The 17,029-nt window shown below is 72.3% G+C and carries 16 protein-coding genes; 7 read left to right on the forward strand and 9 right to left on the reverse strand.

The window, feature by feature from the left end:
- Positions 1-86: 86 nt before the first annotated feature.
- From ACQYWQ_RS27825 to ccrA (ACQYWQ_RS27840), 4 genes are all read right to left on the reverse strand, one after another.
- On the reverse strand, positions 87-1,082 hold the full coding sequence (locus tag ACQYWQ_RS27825) for a 3-oxoacyl-ACP synthase III family protein (protein ID WP_431038441.1): 996 nt from the start codon (positions 1,080-1,082) through the stop codon (positions 87-89).
- A gap of 39 nt (positions 1,083-1,121) precedes the next feature.
- Positions 1,122-2,441, reverse strand: coding sequence for a crotonyl-CoA carboxylase/reductase (ccrA, locus tag ACQYWQ_RS27830; RefSeq protein WP_431038443.1), 1,320 nt, complete (start codon positions 2,439-2,441; stop codon positions 1,122-1,124).
- 100 nt (positions 2,442-2,541) lie between these two features.
- Positions 2,542-3,537 carry a 3-oxoacyl-ACP synthase III family protein gene (locus ACQYWQ_RS27835; RefSeq protein WP_431038441.1) on the reverse strand — a complete coding sequence of 332 codons (996 nt, stop codon included), beginning with the start codon at positions 3,535-3,537 and terminating at the stop codon, positions 2,542-2,544.
- Between the two features lie 39 nt (positions 3,538-3,576).
- On the reverse strand, positions 3,577-4,896 hold the full coding sequence (ccrA, locus tag ACQYWQ_RS27840; RefSeq protein WP_431038444.1) for a crotonyl-CoA carboxylase/reductase: 1,320 nt from the start codon (positions 4,894-4,896) through the stop codon (positions 3,577-3,579).
- Between the two features lie 439 nt (positions 4,897-5,335).
- On the opposite strand from ccrA (ACQYWQ_RS27840), the gene ACQYWQ_RS27845 reads away from it, so the two are divergent.
- The 5 genes from ACQYWQ_RS27845 to ACQYWQ_RS27865 all read left to right on the forward strand — a co-directional run bounded on the left by ACQYWQ_RS27845 (position 5,336) and on the right by ACQYWQ_RS27865 (position 10,631).
- Positions 5,336-6,100, forward strand: coding sequence for a thioesterase II family protein (locus ACQYWQ_RS27845; protein ID WP_431039380.1), 765 nt, complete (start codon positions 5,336-5,338; stop codon positions 6,098-6,100).
- Positions 6,101-6,347: 247 nt separating this feature from the next.
- Entirely contained in the window at positions 6,348-7,070 is a 723-nt protein-coding gene (locus ACQYWQ_RS27850) for a GntR family transcriptional regulator (protein ID WP_431038446.1), read from the forward strand.
- Positions 7,067-8,074, forward strand: coding sequence for an ADP-ribosylglycohydrolase family protein (locus tag ACQYWQ_RS27855; protein ID WP_431038448.1), 1,008 nt, complete (start codon positions 7,067-7,069; stop codon positions 8,072-8,074). Before ACQYWQ_RS27850 ends, ACQYWQ_RS27855 begins: the two co-directional genes overlap by 4 nt.
- A gap of 110 nt (positions 8,075-8,184) precedes the next feature.
- Positions 8,185-9,678 carry a purine-cytosine permease family protein gene (locus ACQYWQ_RS27860; RefSeq protein ID WP_431038450.1) on the forward strand — a complete coding sequence of 498 codons (1,494 nt, stop codon included), beginning with the start codon at positions 8,185-8,187 and terminating at the stop codon, positions 9,676-9,678.
- Positions 9,675-10,631: a PfkB family carbohydrate kinase gene (locus ACQYWQ_RS27865; protein ID WP_431038452.1), complete on the forward strand. Its 957-nt coding sequence runs from the start codon at positions 9,675-9,677 to the stop codon at positions 10,629-10,631. The genes ACQYWQ_RS27860 and ACQYWQ_RS27865 overlap by 4 nt, the downstream gene beginning before the upstream one ends.
- Positions 10,632-10,711: 80 nt before the next feature.
- Here the strand turns inward: ACQYWQ_RS27865 and ACQYWQ_RS27870 are convergent, their stop codons facing one another.
- From ACQYWQ_RS27870 to ACQYWQ_RS27885, 4 genes are all read right to left on the reverse strand, one after another.
- Positions 10,712-11,332: a TetR-like C-terminal domain-containing protein gene (locus tag ACQYWQ_RS27870; RefSeq protein WP_431038453.1), complete on the reverse strand. Its 621-nt coding sequence runs from the start codon at positions 11,330-11,332 to the stop codon at positions 10,712-10,714.
- A gap of 77 nt (positions 11,333-11,409) precedes the next feature.
- The gene (locus ACQYWQ_RS27875; RefSeq protein WP_431038455.1) at positions 11,410-11,739 is read right to left on the reverse strand and encodes a nuclear transport factor 2 family protein; all 330 of its coding nucleotides are present in this window, start codon (positions 11,737-11,739) and stop codon (positions 11,410-11,412) included.
- A gap of 77 nt (positions 11,740-11,816) precedes the next feature.
- A complete protein-coding gene (locus ACQYWQ_RS27880; protein ID WP_431038458.1) occupies positions 11,817-12,707 on the reverse strand; it encodes an SDR family oxidoreductase in 891 nt (296 codons plus the stop codon).
- Between the two features lie 69 nt (positions 12,708-12,776).
- On the reverse strand, positions 12,777-13,520 hold the full coding sequence (locus tag ACQYWQ_RS27885; RefSeq protein ID WP_431038460.1) for an SDR family oxidoreductase: 744 nt from the start codon (positions 13,518-13,520) through the stop codon (positions 12,777-12,779).
- A gap of 214 nt (positions 13,521-13,734) precedes the next feature.
- Between ACQYWQ_RS27885 and ACQYWQ_RS27890 the strand changes: the two genes are divergently transcribed.
- Entirely contained in the window at positions 13,735-14,988 is a 1,254-nt protein-coding gene (locus ACQYWQ_RS27890; protein WP_431038462.1) for an SDR family NAD(P)-dependent oxidoreductase, read from the forward strand.
- A 480-nt stretch (positions 14,989-15,468) separates the two neighbouring features.
- Here the strand turns inward: ACQYWQ_RS27890 and ACQYWQ_RS27895 are convergent, their stop codons facing one another.
- Positions 15,469-15,834 (reverse strand): MerR family transcriptional regulator, encoded by a 366-nt coding sequence (locus tag ACQYWQ_RS27895; RefSeq protein ID WP_431038464.1) that lies wholly within the window; start codon positions 15,832-15,834, stop codon positions 15,469-15,471.
- Positions 15,835-16,002: 168 nt separating this feature from the next.
- Between ACQYWQ_RS27895 and ACQYWQ_RS27900 the strand changes: the two genes are divergently transcribed.
- Positions 16,003-16,947: a quinone oxidoreductase family protein gene (locus ACQYWQ_RS27900; RefSeq protein WP_431038466.1), complete on the forward strand. Its 945-nt coding sequence runs from the start codon at positions 16,003-16,005 to the stop codon at positions 16,945-16,947.
- Positions 16,948-17,029 lie beyond the last annotated feature (82 nt).

Genomic DNA, 17,029 nt, shown 5'->3' on the forward strand with positions numbered 1-17,029 from the left:
GCACAGTCGAAGTTGATGAAAAAACCCTAGGGGCCGCTTCTGGAGGGACCAACCCTTAATGCCCCCTATTCGACCGCGCGGCACCCCTACCAGCGCAGCAGTCCGGCGCCGATCGCCATTCCCCCGCCGAATGCGGCGAGCAGGACGAGATCACCGGCGGCGAGGTGCCCGGCGCGGTGGGCGTCGTCGAGGGTCACGGCGACCGAGGCGCTGCCGACATTCGCGTAGTCGGGCAGCGTCAGATGGGTCCGTGCTCCGCCGAGTCCGCAGGCGTCGACGATCTCCTGGAGCATGACGCCGTTGGGCTGGTGCGGCACGAAGTGGTGCACGGCGGAGAGCGGGACGCCGGTGCGTCCGGCGAGCTGCTCCAGGGCGGGCGGCAGGTTCTCCATGACGAAGTCGCGCACCTCGCGGCCCTCCATCCGGAACAGGTGGCCGCCCTCGGCGACGGTCCGCGCGGACGGCGGCGTCCGGCTGCCGCCCGCGTCGACGCGGACCAGCCGGTGGGCCGCGCCGCGTCCGGCCAGTGCGAAGTCGAGGAAACCCGAGCCCCGCGCGACGCCACCGACCACGGCGGCACCTGCTCCGTCCCCGAACAGCACGGCGGTGCGCCGGTCGGTGAAGTCCAGGATGCGGCTGTACACGTCGGCCGCGATGACGAGGGCGTGGCTGCCTGGTTTCTGTGCGACGAGGCTGCGGGCGACGGCGAGGGCGTAGACGAATCCGCTGCACACCACGTTGAGGTCCATGCAGGCGGCTTCGTAGGCGCCGAGCTGGTGTTGGACGAGGTGGGCGGTGGGGGGTTGGGGGTGGTCGGGTGTGGAGGTGGACACGAGGAGGAAGTCGATGTCCTCGGGGCGGAGTCCGGCGTGTTGGAGTGCGTCGGCCCCGGCGTGTGCGGCGAGGTCGGATGTCGCTTCGTCGGGTGCGGCGTAGCGGCGGCTGCGTATGCGGGTCTTGCGCTCGATCCATTCGGGTGTCATCCACGGGTCGGCGGCCCGTACCCGCTCGGCGACCTCCTCGTTGCTCACCTCCTGCTTCGGTACGTACGAACCCGTGCCCAGGATTCCGATCGACTGCATGACGTACCCACCCGTCGGTGAAGAGAACGAATGCCGGGGTCAGAGGACCGGACGCAGGGGATTGAGGTGCCTCTCGCCGATGCGTTCGCGCGTTTCCGGGTCGGTGACTCCGAGGCCCTCTTTCGGTGCCATGCACAGGACGCCGACCTTTCCGGTGTGCCGGTTCTGCTGGACGAGGCGCGCGGCGTCGCCCACTTCGGCCAGGGGATACACCGAGGAAAGGGCCGGGACGAGTTTCCCGAGTGCGAAGAGCCGATTGCACTCGGTCTTCTCCTGGAGATTCGCCACGTGACTGCCGATGATGCGTTTGAGGTTCATCCACAGGTAGCGGTTGTCGAACTCGTGCTGGTATCCGGTGCTTGATCCGCAGGTGACGACGGTGCCGCCGCGTCGTACGACGAAGACGGAAATGCCGAAGGTGGCTCGTCCGATGTAGTCGAATGCGACGTGGGGGTCCTCGCCGACTTCGCGGCGGATGACGCGGCCGAGGCGTTTGCCCGCTTCGACGGCGGTGGTGGCGTCGCCGAGTCCGATTTCGGAGCGGTCGATGACGACGTCGCAGCCGAGTTCTCTGACGAGGGCGGCCTTCTCGGGTGAGCTGACGACGCCGACGGCGATGCCGCCCGCGTTGCGGACGAGTTGTACGGCGAAGGCCCCGAGTCCGCCTGCCGCGCCCCAGATGAGCACGACGTCGCCCTGCTTGATCCTGGCCCCGTGCTCGCCCACCAGCATCCGGTACGACGTACCGGCGCACAGCGTGATGGAGGCGGCTTCCTCCCAGGTCAGATGTGCGGGCTTGGGAAGCAGCTGGGTCGCCCGGACCACCGCGTAGTGCGCCAGGCCACCGAAGTTCGTCTCGAACCCCCAGGCCAGCTGGCTGGTGCTCATCATGCCGTCCGCGTGGGTGGCGGGGTCCTCGGGATCGACGTACGCGCCACTCATGACGACGTGGTCCCCGGCCTTCCAGCGGCGTACTCCCGTGCCGGTCCGGACGACGACCCCGGCAGCGTCGGAGCCGACGACGTGGTAGGGCTGGTCGTGGCGTTTGTCGAATCCGCCTTTGCGTCCGAGGCGTGCGAGGAATTCGAAGGTGGGGAGTGGTTCGAACATCGCCGACCACACCGTGTTGTAGTTGATGGAGCTGGCCATCACGGCGACGAGAACCTCGTCCGGGGCCAGCTCGGGCATGGCCACCGGGCCGACCCGCAGGGAACGGCGGACGTCCTTGTCCGTTTCCCCGGCGAACATTTCCACATCGGTCACCCGCAAATGCGCCGCTTCGTACTCCGATGGCACCGGAGCACTCAACAGCTCATCCGCCGAAGCACCGGAAAGAACCGCTTCGGACAACGAATCCACGATGATCCCTCTTCGCACAGTCGAAGTTGATGAAAAAACCCTAGGGGCCGCTTCTGGAGGGACCAACCCTTAATGCCCCCTATTCGACCGCGCGGCACCCCTACCAGCGCAGCAGTCCGGCGCCGATCGCCATTCCCCCGCCGAATGCGGCGAGCAGGACGAGATCACCGGCGGCGAGGTGCCCGGCGCGGTGGGCGTCGTCGAGGGTCACGGCGACCGAGGCGCTGCCGACATTCGCGTAGTCGGGCAGCGTCAGATGGGTCCGTGCTCCGCCGAGTCCGCAGGCGTCGACGATCTCCTGGAGCATGACGCCGTTGGGCTGGTGCGGCACGAAGTGGTGCACGGCGGAGAGCGGGACGCCGGTGCGTCCGGCGAGCTGCTCCAGGGCGGGCGGCAGGTTCTCCATGACGAAGTCGCGCACCTCGCGGCCCTCCATCCGGAACAGGTGGCCGCCCTCGGCGACGGTCCGCGCGGACGGCGGCGTCCGGCTGCCGCCCGCGTCGACGCGGACCAGCCGGTGGGCCGCGCCGCGTCCGGCCAGTGCGAAGTCGAGGAAACCCGAGCCCCGCGCGACGCCACCGACCACGGCGGCACCTGCTCCGTCCCCGAACAGCACGGCGGTGCGCCGGTCGGTGAAGTCCAGGATGCGGCTGTACACGTCGGCCGCGATGACGAGGGCGTGGCTGCCTGGTTTCTGTGCGACGAGGCTGCGGGCGACGGCGAGGGCGTAGACGAATCCGCTGCACACCACGTTGAGGTCCATGCAGGCGGCTTCGTAGGCGCCGAGCTGGTGTTGGACGAGGTGGGCGGTGGGGGGTTGGGGGTGGTCGGGTGTGGAGGTGGACACGAGGAGGAAGTCGATGTCCTCGGGGCGGAGTCCGGCGTGTTGGAGTGCGTCGGCCCCGGCGTGTGCGGCGAGGTCGGATGTCGCTTCGTCGGGTGCGGCGTAGCGGCGGCTGCGTATGCGGGTCTTGCGCTCGATCCATTCGGGTGTCATCCACGGGTCGGCGGCCCGTACCCGCTCGGCGACCTCCTCGTTGCTCACCTCCTGCTTCGGTACGTACGAACCCGTGCCCAGGATTCCGATCGACTGCATGACGTACCCACCCGTCGGTGAAGAGAACGAATGCCGGGGTCAGAGGACCGGACGCAGGGGATTGAGGTGCCTCTCGCCGATGCGTTCGCGCGTTTCCGGGTCGGTGACTCCGAGGCCCTCTTTCGGTGCCATGCACAGGACGCCGACCTTTCCGGTGTGCCGGTTCTGCTGGACGAGGCGCGCGGCGTCGCCCACTTCGGCCAGGGGATACACCGAGGAAAGGGCCGGGACGAGTTTCCCGAGTGCGAAGAGCCGATTGCACTCGGTCTTCTCCTGGAGATTCGCCACGTGACTGCCGATGATGCGTTTGAGGTTCATCCACAGGTAGCGGTTGTCGAACTCGTGCTGGTATCCGGTGCTTGATCCGCAGGTGACGACGGTGCCGCCGCGTCGTACGACGAAGACGGAAATGCCGAAGGTGGCTCGTCCGATGTAGTCGAATGCGACGTGGGGGTCCTCGCCGACTTCGCGGCGGATGACGCGGCCGAGGCGTTTGCCCGCTTCGACGGCGGTGGTGGCGTCGCCGAGTCCGATTTCGGAGCGGTCGATGACGACGTCGCAGCCGAGTTCTCTGACGAGGGCGGCCTTCTCGGGTGAGCTGACGACGCCGACGGCGATGCCGCCCGCGTTGCGGACGAGTTGTACGGCGAAGGCCCCGAGTCCGCCTGCCGCGCCCCAGATGAGCACGACGTCGCCCTGCTTGATCCTGGCCCCGTGCTCGCCCACCAGCATCCGGTACGACGTACCGGCGCACAGCGTGATGGAGGCGGCTTCCTCCCAGGTCAGATGTGCGGGCTTGGGAAGCAGCTGGGTCGCCCGGACCACCGCGTAGTGCGCCAGGGCGCCGAAGTTCGTCTCGTAGCCCCAGATGCGCTGACCGGCTCCGAGCATGCCGTCGGCGTGCGTGGCCGGCTCCTCGGCGTCGGAGGAGACGCAGCTCATGACGACGTGGTCCCCGGCCTTCCAGCGGCGTACTCCCGTGCCGGTGCGGACGACGACCCCTGCGGCGTCGGAGCCGACGACGTGGTAGGGCTGGTCGTGGCGTTTGTCGAATCCGCCTTTGCGTCCGAGGCGTGCGAGGAATTCGAAGGTGGGGAGTGGTTCGAACATCGCCGACCACACCGTGTTGTAGTTGATGGAGCTGGCCATCACGGCGACGAGAACCTCGTCCGGGGCCAGCTCGGGCATGGCCACCGGGCCGACCCGCAGGGAACGGCGGACGTCCTTGTCCGTTTCCCCGGCGAACATTTCCACATCGGTCACCCGCAAATGCGCCGCTTCGTACTCCGATGGCACCGGAGCACTCAACAGCTCATCCGCCGAAGCACCGGAAAGAACCGCTTCGGACAACGAATCCACGAAAGCCTCCATTACTGTGCGTGCCGCGGCCCCCGTTGCTGGGAGTACCGCGGCACAAGGCCAGGAAGTCGGTCTCACTCTAGAAAGCCGTCGCCCCTACTCCCAACCCCAGGAATGGCGTGCGGCACCCCTAATCTGAGGCCCGTTCGGGACCTGCCCGGGACTTGCGCGGGGCGCTTTCGCCGGGCGCGGAGCCGCACGGTCCAGCGGCGTCGCCGTCACGGTCACCGTCGCGCGAAGGCCCAGGTGGTGGGCCGGGCGGAGGTGCGGGCGGAGGCCCGGGTGGCCCGGGTGGTGGTCCGCGTGACGATCCGGGTGGTGGGCCGGGCAGGCGTACGAGCCGTGGCCTGAACGGCGGTCAAGAGACCTGCGGGCGCGAGGGGTAGGGGCGTAGGGGGTGAAACGCCCCCGCGCGCCTGCCTAGACTTCGGGAGTGGACATGTCGAACTCCGAGACGGGCCTGTGGCTGCGCCGCTTCAGCGAGAGCCCGGCAGGCGCCCCGCCGCTGATCTGCTTTCCGCACGCGGGCGGCGCCGCCAGCTCTTTCGTCTCGCTGTCGCGCGCGCTCGCGCCCCACGCCGAGGTGCTGGCCGTCCAGTACCCGGGCAGGCAGGACAGATACAGGGAACGCACTGTCGCGAGCATCTCCGGACTCGCTGACGCCGTGGTCCGCGCGTTGGGGCCCGATCTCCCGGCGGGCTGCGCGTTCTTCGGCCACAGCATGGGTGCGGCGGTCGCCTTCGAGGTCGCCCGCCGCTACGAAAGCCGCCCCGGGGCGAAGGGGCCTGTTCACCTTTACCTGTCCGCGTGCAGGGCGCCCTTCCTGCGCGAGACCGACACGTTCCGCCCGCGCGAGGACGGCGAGATCCTGGCGGAACTGCGGCAGTTGAGCGGAACGGCGCAGGCGATCCTCGCCGATGCGGAGGTGCTCGGCATGGCGCTGCCCGCCCTGCGGGCCGACTACCGGGCGATCGACGCCTACCGCGCCCCGCGCGAGGCCCGGGTGGACTGCCCGTTCACGGTGCTCGTCGGCGACGCCGACCCGATCGTCCCGGTCCACGACGCGGCCGCATGGCGAGCGCATTCGCGGGCCGGGACAGAGGTGACCGTCTTCGAAGGCGGCCACTTCTACCTGGACGGACACACCGAAGCGCTGGCCGCCCTCATCCGGGCACGCACCCCGGCGGACCGCCCGACCGCCTGATGTCCGCCCCCGGACGGCGAAGCGGAGCGGGCGGGCGCGAGCACCCGTAGGGCCGGTGCGTCCATGCGCGGCCCATGCGCGGCCCACGCGCGAATGCGCCCCGCGCGGGCCGGGAGTCCGCCCGGGACCGCTCGGCACTCCGCAGGCGCCCGCGCGCCGTCGCCGAAAGACCCCGTGACCGAGGTCACGTCGCCCCCGGACCCGTACCCCGTGGACTTCCCGGCGTTCCCGGCACTACGTTCTAGACATGCCTGGACAGGTTCAGAAACATCACCGCATCGCCGAGGTGCTCGCCGCCGAGATCCGTTCCGGAGTGCACGGCAGGGGCAGCCGGCTGCCGGGGGAGCACACGCTCACCAAACGCTTCGGCGTCAGCAGGACCACGTTGCGGCAAGCACTGCGCACCCTCGGCGAGGAGGGGCTCATCGAGACCCACGCGGGCATCGGCTCGATCGTCACCTTCGACGGTACGCCGCTGGACCACCGGCTCGGCTGGGCGCACGCGCTCGCCGGGCAGTCCCGCGCCCTGCGCACCGAGGTCCTGCGCCTGGAAGAGGTGAGCGAGCCGCCGCTGGCCGCCGCGCTGGGCTGCGCGACGGACCGTTTCCTCGCCCTCGACCGCGTACGGCGCTTCGCCGAGGACGGCACCGCCGTCTCGCTGGAACGCAGCCGGGTCCCCGCCGTAGGCGCCGTGGCGGACATCCCCCGTACCGGCCTGCGCGAGAACTCGCTCAACCGCACGCTGATCGCTCTCGGCCGCGTCCCGCACTCCAGCGAGGGCACGGTCTCGGTGCGCGGCCTGTCCGCCGAGGACGCGACGCTCCTCGGCCGCACTCCCGGCGAACCCTTCCTCCACCTGTCCCAGGTCTACCGGGCCGCCGACGGCTCGCTCGTCGAGCGGGTCGTGAGCCTCCTCGACCCGGCCCACTTCGAACTGCACGTCCGTTCCACCTCCGGAGGCACCCCGTGACCCCGCCCCCCACTGCCGCTGTACTCGACCGCGCGCTCGGCGCCTACTACGGGCTCGCGCTCGGAGACGCCCTCGGGATGCCGACACAGGTGATGTCCCGCGCCGACGTCGCCCGCGTCTACGGGCACGTCACCGGTTTCGAACCGGCCCGCCCGGACAACCCCGTGAGCGCAGGGATGCCCGCGGGAGCGGTGACGGACGACACCGACCAGGCGGTCATCGTCGGCCGGCTCATCGACGAGGGCGAGGGCCGCATCGACCCGCTCCTCCTCGCCCGCGCACTCGTGGAGTGGGAGGACGGGATGCGGGCCAAGGGCTCGCTCGACCTCCTCGGCCCCTCCACCAAGGCCGCCCTGGAGGCCGTGCAGCGCGGCGTCTCGCCCGCCGAGGCCGGGCGCAACGGCTCGACCAACGGTGCCGCCATGCGCGTCACCCCCGTCGGCATCGCCTTCCGCGCCGAGCCGCTCGACGCCTTCCTCGACCACGTCGTCGAGTCCTGCCAGGTGACGCACGACACGACGGTGGGCATCGCGGGTGCCGCCGCCGTCGCCGCCGCAGTGAGCCGGGGCATCGACGGTGGCACCCTGGACGACGCGGTCGAGGCCGCGGTCACCGCCGCGCGCGCCGGTGCCGGGCGTGGCCACTGGATCGCGGGCGCCGACATCGCCACCAGGATCACGTGGGCGTACGACCTCGCGCGGAGCCTGGACGAGGCGACGGCGCTCGACCGCGTCACCGATCTCGTCGGGACGAGCGTGGCGAGCCAGGAGTCCGTCCCGGCCGCCTTCGCCGTCCTCGCCCTCACCGGCGGCGACCCGTGGCGCACCGCGCTGACCGCGGCGAACCTCGGTGGCGACAGCGACACGATCGCCGCCATAGCGGGCGCGATCGCTGGCTCCGTCCACGGGTTCGCGGCACTCCCCGCCGAGGCCGTGCGCACGCTGCGGGAGGTCAACTCCCTCGACCTCGAACCCCTGACGGCCCGCCTCCTCCGCTTCCGCTGACCTCGTCCCCGCACCCGTACGCCTCGCGCACCATCCCGTCCCCCCCGCACCCGCACTCCTTCCGCTCCACCCCGTCCCCACCGCACCACCACACCGCAAGGAGGTCCGTCATGAACGACTCGAAGGCGAGCGCTCAGGTCGGTACCGTCGAGACGCGCGGCATCGAGCCCGTGCCCGACAACGAGCGGCACGGCCACGCGAGCCAGATGTTCTGGACGTGGTTCGCCGCCAACATCTCCCTCCTCGGGCTCCCGCTCGGCGCGACACTCGTCGCCTTCAGGGGCCTCAACATCTGGCAGGCGATGCTTGTCGCGCTCATCGGCTCCTTCGGCTCCTTCGCCCTCGTCGGCGTCCTGAGCCTGGCCGGAAAGCGCGGCGGCGCCCCCGCCCTCACGCTCTCGCGCGCCGTCTTCGGCCAGCGCGGCAACACCGGGCCCACGCTCATCAGCTGGCTCAGCAGGGTCGGCTGGGAGACGATCACCACGACGACCGCCGCCTTCGCGCTGCTCGCCCTGCTCAAGCAGGTCTTCGGCGTCGAGCGCAACGACGTCCTCGTCGTGGTCTGCCTCCTCGTCTTCATCGCCTGCACGCTGCTCATCAGCGGCCTCGGGCACGCCACGATCATGTGGATCAACAAGTGGGCGACGGTCGCCTTCGGGCTCCTCAACCTCGTCGTGATCGGCTTCCTCGTGGACAGCGTGGACTGGCACAAGGTGACGAGCGCCCCGGCGGGGCCGCTCTCCGCCGTCATCGGCGGCATCGGCTTCATCGCGGCGGGCACCGGCATCGGCTGGGCGAACGCGGGCGCGGACTACGCCCGTTACCTGCCCCGTTCCGTTCCCGGCTCCCGCCTCGTGACCGCCTCCGCCTTCGGCGCGGGCATCCCGCTGCTCGTCCTCGTCTCGCTCGGCTCGCTGCTCTCCGCCGGTGACTCGACGCTCGCCACCGCCTCCGACCCGGTCGCCGCGATCAACGGGATGCTGCCCTCCTGGATGGCGATCCCGTACCTCATCGCGGCCTTCGGTGGCCTGCTCATGTCGAACCACCTCTCGACGTACTCCGCCGGGCTCACGATGATCACCCTCGGCGTGCGCGTGCCGCGTCCGCTCGCGGTCGGCATCGACGTCCTGCTGATGTTCCTCGGCGGCATCTACTTCATGCTCATCGCCGGTGACTTCTACGGGCCGTTCTCGACCTTCCTCACCCTGCTCGCCGTGCCGATCTCGGCCTGGGTCGGCATCGTGCTCGTCGACTCCGGGCGCGGGCGCCGCTACGACCCCGAGGCGCTCATGGCCCGGGGACGGGGCAGCCGCTACTGGTACACCGCCGGTTTCCGCCTGCCCGCCGTCGCCGCCTGGGTCCTCGCCATCGTGGTGGGCCTGCTCTTCACCGAGGCGTCCACGAGCGCCGACGACGTGTGGTTCGCCGGGCCCTTCGCGCACACCTGGCTCGGCACCAACGGCCTCGGCTGGGCGCTCGCCATCGCGACAGGTGCCCTCGCCTACGTGCTCGGCGCCCCGAAGGGCCCGCGCGCGCAGGAGACCTCCGCGGCCGACGACGAGGCCGGTTCCCCCGCCACGAGCCCGCGTGAGGCCCTGCGATGAGCCGCCGCCTCGTCCTGCTCGGCAACGTCATCGCCGACCTCGTCCTCGACGTGCCCGCCCTGCCCGAGCGCGGCGGCGACGTCGTCGCCACCGGCGGCGGCCTGACCGCGGGCGGCGGCTTCAACACGCTCGTCGCCGCCCGCCGCCTCGGCACCCCCGCCCTCTACGCGGGCCCGCACGGCACCGGGCCCTACGGAGACCTCGTCCGCGCCGCCCTCGCCCGCGAGGACGTCACGACCGTCCTGCCCGCGCGCCCCGGCACGGACACCGGCTTCACCGTCGCGCTCGTGGAGCCCGGCGAGCGCAGTTTCGTGACCCGCTTCGGCGTCGAGGACCTGCTCGACGCCGGGGACACCGCACGGATCGCCGCCGCCCTGCGCCCCGACGACCTGGTGATCCTCTCCGGCTACGCGCTCGCGCTGCCCACCGCCGGGCCGCTCCTCGCCGCGCTCGCGGCAGGACTGCCCACGGGGACGCTCCTCGCCCTGGACCCGGGCCCGCTCGTGGACACGATCCCCGACGCCGTCCTCGCGCCCGTGCTCGCGCGGACGGACTGGCTCAGCTGCAACGCGCGCGAGGCCGCGCTGCTCACGGGCGCGCAGGGCGAGGCGGCACTCCCCGCGCTGCGGGCCCGCCTGCGCCCCGAAGCCGGTGTCCTCGTCCGCGCCGACAAGGACGGCTGCCTCCTCGCGGCCCCCGGCGAGCCACCGCGCCACCTGCCCGGATTCCGTGTGGAGGCGGTGGACAGCAACGGCGCCGGGGACGCGCACGTCGGTGCCTTCCTCGCCCTCATCGGCCGGGGCCTGGCCGCCGCCGACGCGGCCCGCGCCGCCAACGCCGCCGCCGCGTACGCCGTCGCCAGGCGCGGTCCCGCCACCGCCCCGACCACGGCCGAACTCCTGGCCTTCCTCGGCCCCGACCCCCTCGCGGAGCGCCTGAGCGGCACCGCGTGAACACCGCCCCCGCCGCGCTCCTGTTCCTGTGAGGGAAAGGGAACGCGGCGGGGCGCGGTCGTGACTCACGGAGCCCGTACTCACGGAGTCCGTACGATCCCGTCGAACAGGTTGCCCACGAGGGCATCGGCGAAGCCCTCGTCCACGGGCTCGTCCGGGATGAGGAGACGGTGGTACACGGCTCCCCACAGCTGATCCACGAGCACCCGTACGTCGATGCCGCTCCGTATCTGGCCGGCCTCCTGCGCGCGGCGGAAGCGGTCGGTGGCGAGCTGCCGTCGTCCCGAGGAGTACAGCCGGCGGTATTCGGCGGCGAGGTCGGGGTCGGTCTGGGAGCGGCCGATGAGTTCGGTCAGCAGCCGTCCTGCCGGGGTCGTCGTCATCAGTTCGACGAAGTGGTGCAGTTGCGTGCCGACGTCGGCGCGCAGGTCGCCCGTGTCGGGGAAGGCGAGGGTGTCCTCGACGGCGTGGAAGTAGCCGTCGAGTGCCAGGGCGCCGACGGAGGGCCACCACTTGTGCAGCGTGGTCCTGCTCACGCCCGACTCGCGGGCGACGCGCTCGAAGGTGAGGGCGGCGAGCCCGTCGCCGAGCAGCAGGGCGCCCACGGCGCGCAGGACGTCGGCGCGCACTTCGTGCGCGGGGCGGCGTCCGCGTCCCCGGCGCTGGGAACCGATGGCGGGAACGGTGGGCTGGGTCGGCACCGCGGGACCTCCTTCGTTGGTGAGCGCGCTGACGCCCGTGCGGGAAGTCTAGGCGGGAGCGCTCGGGCGTCCTGTGCTCAGCTGATGGTGAGGCGGGCGATGCGCCCGTCGCGCAAGGTGAAGCTCATCGGCCCTGTGCCGTTGTAGCCGTCGCCGGTCACGGTGAGCGTGACGACGTGCTCGTCGGGGCCCTCGCCGGGAGCCAGCGAGACGACGTCGAAATGGCTGTGGACCCCGATGTTGTCGGTGCTGTCCCAGGAGCGGACGCCCTCGTGGCCGTGGAACTCGCGGCCCCAGTCGTTGAGGTAGGCGTCCGCCGTGAAGGCCGCGACGAAGGCGTCGGAGTCGCCGGTGTTGGTGGCGTCGACGAAGGCGCGGATGGCGTCGGGGAGCTGGGGATCGGTCATGGCGTGGAACTCCTTGTCCGGTGTGCGGCACGGCCGGGTGGCCGGTGCGGTCGGTGCCCGGTGGGGCGATGGTGGTGCTACGGGGTCACGGTGAGCAGGTCGGCGAGGCCGACGCGGTCGAGGAAGGCGCGCCGGACGCGGTCGGCGACGTCCGAGACCTCCGCCGAGCCGTCGTCCGCGGGGTCGATGTGGACCCGGTAGGGGCGCTCGCCGCGCGGCAGCGCGACGATACGGGCGATCTCGTCGGAGACGAGGGAGGCGTCGGCGCCCTCGGGCGCGAGGGCGGCGAGCTTCTCTGCCACCTGGTCCATCAGACCGGCGTAGTGCTCCTCGTAGGCCGCCTCCGCGGTGTGGTCGGCGGGGCGACCGGCGTGCGCGAAGTGACTGGTGCCGCTGGTGAACGAGCCGGGCACGACGATGGACGTCTCCACACCCCAGCGGGCCAGCTCCCCGGCGTAGGACACGGCGAGCGCGTCCATCCCGGCCTTCGCCGCGAAGTAGGGCGCCAGGTAGGGCGGGGTGCCGCCCTTCACGGAGGAGCTGGACACCCAGACGACGAGCCCGGCGCGCCGTGCGCGCATACCGGGGAGCACGGCCCGGTTGACCCGCTGGGTCGAGAGCACGTTGACGTCGTACAGCTCCGCGAGCTGCTCGGGCGTGAACGCCTCCGCCGGGCCGACGACCATGTGCCCCGCGTTGTGGACGAGGACGTCGACGCGACCGTGCTCGGCCGTGATCCGCCCGATCGCCGCGTCGACGGAGTCCTGGGAGCCGACGTCCAGCTCGATGGCGCGCAGGTCGACCCCGTGCGCGGCGGAGTAGTCGGCGGCGGCCTTGACCTGCGGCGCGTTGCGCCCGGTGGTGTGGCGCATGCCCGCGTAGACGGTGTCGCCCGCGTCGGCGACGGCCCGGGCGGTGAGGGCGCCGAAGCCGCTGGAGGCGCCGGTGATGACGACGATGTTGCCCATGTTCTTCTCCCTGGACCCGAAGGGGTGAGGTGCGGTGCCGAGTGGAGCGGGGGAGTGCGCGGGGACGGCTCAGGCGAGTCCGCCGTTGGTGAAGACGACCTGGCCGTTGACCCAGCGGGCGGGCCCGGCGAGGAAGGCGACGGTCTCGGCGATGTCCTCGGGGGTGCCGAGCCGTTCGAGCGGGACCGCCTTGGCCAGGTTGTCGATGGTCTGCTCGTCCTTGCCGTCCAGGAAGAGCGGTGTCGCGGTCGGGCCGGGTGCCACGGCGTTGACCGTGATGTCCCTGCCCCGCAGCTCGCGCGCGAGGATCAGCGACATGGCCTCCACGGCCGCCTTGCTGGCCGCGTAACCGGCGTACGAGGGGAACTTCGCGCGCGTGACCGAGGTCGAGAAGTTGATGAGCGCCCCGCCCGCCCGCAGCCGCCTGGCGGCCTGCTGCGAGACGACGAAGGTGCCGCGGATGTTGGTGCGGTGCATCCGGTCGAGTTCCGTGAGGTCCAGGTCGGCGACGGGCGAGAGCCGCATGATGCCGGCGGTGTTCACGACGACGTCGATGCCGCCGAAGGTGCTCTCCACGAGGTCGAACGCGGCGCGCATGGCCTCCTCGTCGGCGACGTCACCGCCGACGGCGAGCGCGGAGCCGCCCGCCGCCCCGACCTTCTCCACCAGGGCGTCCGCCTTCGCCTTGTTCCCCGCGTAGTGCACGGCGACCGCGTAGCCGTCGCTGATGAGCCGCTCGACGACGGCCTGGCCGATGCCGCCGGAACCGCCGGTCACGAGGGCGACGCGGGTCGTGGGAACGGTGGTGTTCATGGGAAGCCTCCAGCAGCCTCGATATGATCGCTGTGTTCATATAAGCAGCAAGTGAACAGCTTGTCCATATCTCCGGGCGGGGGCGTGCGGTTGATCACCGGTGCGTCCCGCGGTCCCGGTGCGGAGATCGCCGAAGCGGTTCCGGCGGCGGGACACCTGGGCGTGGCGACGGTGCGCAGGCCCGACGGGGTCGCCGCGCGGTTTCCCTGCGCGGGTGGCGACCTCGTCGGCCGGGACAGCCGTCGTCGAGCAGGTGCGGCGGGTCAGCGCCTTCCGCGCTGGCGACCCCGGCACCGTCTTCGCCCAGCTCCTCGCCGCCTGCGTGGACGACCCCGCCGGTGCGGCGCACGCCCGCGAGTACTTCCTCGACGGCCGCCGTGCCGTGATCACCGAGCTGTGGAATCGTCACGTACACCCGGACATCCCGGTCGACGACGGCATCGACATCCTCTTCGGGCCGCTCATCCCCGTCGTCCCAGCGGCACCGCGCCCTGAGCGGCGCACACGCCCGAGCCCCGGCGGAGACCGCCCTCGCGCGCCTCCTGCCCGGGCCGGAGTGACCCCTCCCCCCGGCCCCCACCGACCACACGCCCCCCCCGCTCCCGGCACGACAGCAGCGTCCGCCGGAGAAGGAGACACCGCCATGAAGACCTGGTTCATCACCGGCACCTCGCGCGGCTTCGGCCGTCTGTGGGCCGAAGCCGCCCTGGCGCGCGGCGACCGCGTCGCCGCCACCGTCCGCGACCTCGCGACCCTCGATCCGCTCGTGGAGAAGTACGGCGACGCCGTGCTGCCCCTGCGGCTCGACGTGACCGACAAGGCCGCGGTGGACGCGGCGGTCGCGCGCGCGATCGAGCACTTCGGGCACCTCGACATCGTCGTCAACAACGCCGGGTACGGCCTCTTCGGCACGATCGAGGAGGTGTCGGAGGAAGAGGCGCGCGCACAGATCGACACCAACCTCTTCGGCGCCCTCTGGGTGACCAAGGCGGTGGTCCCGCACCTGCGTGAGCGAGGGGCGGGCCACCTCGTCCAGGTGTCCTCGATCGGCGGCATCAACGCGTACGCCAACCTCGGCCTCTACCACGCGTCCAAGTGGGCGCTGGAGGGCTTCAGCCAGGCACTCGCCCAGGAACTCGCGCCCTTCGGCGTCCACGTGACCCTCGTGGAACCCGCCAACTACGCGACCGACTGGTCCGGCGCCTCCGCCGTCCACGCCACGCCCCTGGACGTCTACGAGCCTGCCCGCGCGGCCCGCGCCGCCCGCGTCCGCCCAGGCGCGGTGGGCGTGCCGACCGCGACACGCGAGGCGATCCTCGCCGTCGTCGACGCCGAGGAGCCGCCCCTGCGGATCTTCTTCGGCCGGAACATGATCGAGCAGGCGACCACCGAGTACGAGTCCCGCGTCGCCACCTGGGAAGCCTGGCGCGAGGTGTCCGAGGCCGCCCACGGGACCCCCGAGCAGTAGGGCGGACCGACACCACGGGCCGGGCGCGGCGGAGGGCGGGAACGCGGGCGCCGGGGGTGACCGGCGGGGGCGTTCGTCCTCCGGAGCCTGCCGTCGCCCTCGGCCGTCGGCCCCTGCCGGTCCCCCCGCACTTCCCCCGCCCGGGCACGTGCGGGGGACCGGTGGCAGGCTCCACGGCGGACGGACCGCGACCGCGCGCACCCCGGCTCGGAACCCGTGCCTCGTGCCGATCAGGCGTGGCGGCGTCCTCGCGGTTGCGTCCTCGTCGACCCGGGCGTCGGCGCCGGGCCCACCACGCCGCACGACCCGGTGCTCGGCGGAATGCGGCGCGCCCTGACCTCGACGAAGGACGACGGGGCGCGGCAGTACCGGGAGTCGCGGGGCTTGCGCGCCGGGCACGGCATCGAGGGGGGAGGCGGAGACCGTCGCCGCCGGCGGCGGGCGCGAGGCTCTCGGCCGGGGCGCGGGCCCGCGCGGGTCCTACCGCGGCGGCACCGCGCGCAGCACCAGCTCGATCGATTCCAGGTCGCGGCTCAGCCGGGCGACGCGCTCCCGCAGGCGCGCGGCCTCCTCCTCCAGCTGTGAGACGACCTCCCGCGGAAGGTCCGCGGGCCGGATCAGGCCGTTGGTGTCCTGGTCGAGCAGCGGGAGGAGCGGGCGGATGATCCGGGTGGGCAGACCCGCGTCGAGCAGGCCGCGGATCTGCTGGACCCGCGCCACGTCACCGGCCGGGTACTCCCGGTACCCGTGCTCCGTCCGCTCCGGGCGGAGCAGGCCCTGCTGCTCGTAGTAGCGCAGCAGCCGGGCAGGGACCCCGGTGGCCCTCGCCAGCTCTCCGATCAGCACCGCTTCTCCCTTCGAAGGCCGGGCAGGGAAACCCGGTTTGCCTTCACACCAGTGTCACGCCCGGACCATCGTCGCAGGGCCCGGTCACGGGTCCCGCGCCGATCGCCGGTGGTGTCTCGCCACGAGGCGCCGAGCGGCGGCGCACGACACCCCGGAAGGACAGATCCCATGAAGGCCATCGCACTGCACAGGCTCGGCGGCCCCGAGGTACTGGAGCCCGTCGAACTGCCCGCTCCCCGGCCGGGGAGCGGCGAGGTGCGCGTCAGGGTCCGCGCCGCGGCGGTCAACGCCGCCGACACGGGCGTCCGCATCGGGATGTTCCTCGCGCCGGGCGAGGAGCCGGAGTTCCCGCTGGTCCCCGGGATGGAGGCCGCCGGCGTGATCGACGAGGTGGGCCAAGGGGTCACCGGCCTGCGCGTCGGCGACGCCGTCATGGCGTTCGTCATGCCGAAGGGCGCGCACGGCGCCTACGCCGAGCAGGTCGTCCTCTCCGAGGACGCCGTCGCCGCCGTACCGAAGGGGACGGATTTCCCCGCCGCCGCCACCTTGCCGATGAACGGGCTCACCGCCCTCATGGCGCTGGACCAGCTCGCCCTCACGCCCGGACAGACCCTCGGCGTGACGGGCGCCGCCGGGGCGGTGGGCGGCTACCTCGTCCAGCTCGCCGTGGCCGCCGGGCTGCGCGTCGTCGCCGACGCCTCGGCTGCCGACACGGCACTCGTACGGGAGCTGGGCGCGCACGACGTCGTCCCGCGCGGTGCCGGAGTGGCGGAGGCGATGCGCCGGGCGACCGGAGGGGAGGGAGTGGACGGGCTCGCCGACTGCGCGGCGCAGAACGAACAGGTCGTTCCGGCCGTCCGGGACGGCGGCGCGATGGCCACCCTGCGGTACTGGGACGGGCAGCCGGGGCGCGGCATCGCGCTGCACACGGTGATGGTCAGCGCGTACGGCGCCGTCCCCGCGGGACTCGAAGCGCTGCGCACGTACACGGAGCGCGGTGTGCTCACGCCCCGGGTGGCCCGCACCCTCGCACCGGAGGACGCCGCGTTCGCCCACCGCAGGCTGGAGGCGGGCGGCGTACGGGGCCGGATGGTGCTCGTCTTCGAGGACTGACCCCAGGGCGCGGGGCTGTGGCGGGGCCGGGAGCGACGCGGCGGCGACTGGCGGCGGGAAGCGCCGGCGCCGGTCGCCGCAC

This window comes from Streptomyces sp. P6-2-1, assembly GCF_050613165.1.
GTDB lineage: Bacteria > Actinomycetota > Actinomycetes > Streptomycetales > Streptomycetaceae > Streptomyces.

Coding starts and splice junctions, on each gene's coding strand:
- ACQYWQ_RS27845 (WP_431039380.1), top strand. CDS start 5,336: ATGTCGAACTCCGAGACGGGCCTGTGGCTGCGCCGCTTCAGCGAGAGC.
- ACQYWQ_RS27835 (WP_431038441.1), bottom strand. CDS start 3,537: ATGCAGTCGATCGGAATCCTGGGCACGGGTTCGTACGTACCGAAGCAG.
- ACQYWQ_RS27865 (WP_431038452.1), top strand. CDS start 9,675: ATGAGCCGCCGCCTCGTCCTGCTCGGCAACGTCATCGCCGACCTCGTC.
- ACQYWQ_RS27860 (WP_431038450.1), top strand. CDS start 8,185: ATGAACGACTCGAAGGCGAGCGCTCAGGTCGGTACCGTCGAGACGCGC.
- ACQYWQ_RS27825 (WP_431038441.1), bottom strand. CDS start 1,082: ATGCAGTCGATCGGAATCCTGGGCACGGGTTCGTACGTACCGAAGCAG.
- ACQYWQ_RS27850 (WP_431038446.1), top strand. CDS start 6,348: ATGCCTGGACAGGTTCAGAAACATCACCGCATCGCCGAGGTGCTCGCC.
- ACQYWQ_RS27880 (WP_431038458.1), bottom strand. CDS start 12,707: ATGGGCAACATCGTCGTCATCACCGGCGCCTCCAGCGGCTTCGGCGCC.
- ACQYWQ_RS27900 (WP_431038466.1), top strand. CDS start 16,003: ATGAAGGCCATCGCACTGCACAGGCTCGGCGGCCCCGAGGTACTGGAG.
- ACQYWQ_RS27885 (WP_431038460.1), bottom strand. CDS start 13,520: ATGAACACCACCGTTCCCACGACCCGCGTCGCCCTCGTGACCGGCGGT.
- ACQYWQ_RS27875 (WP_431038455.1), bottom strand. CDS start 11,739: ATGACCGATCCCCAGCTCCCCGACGCCATCCGCGCCTTCGTCGACGCC.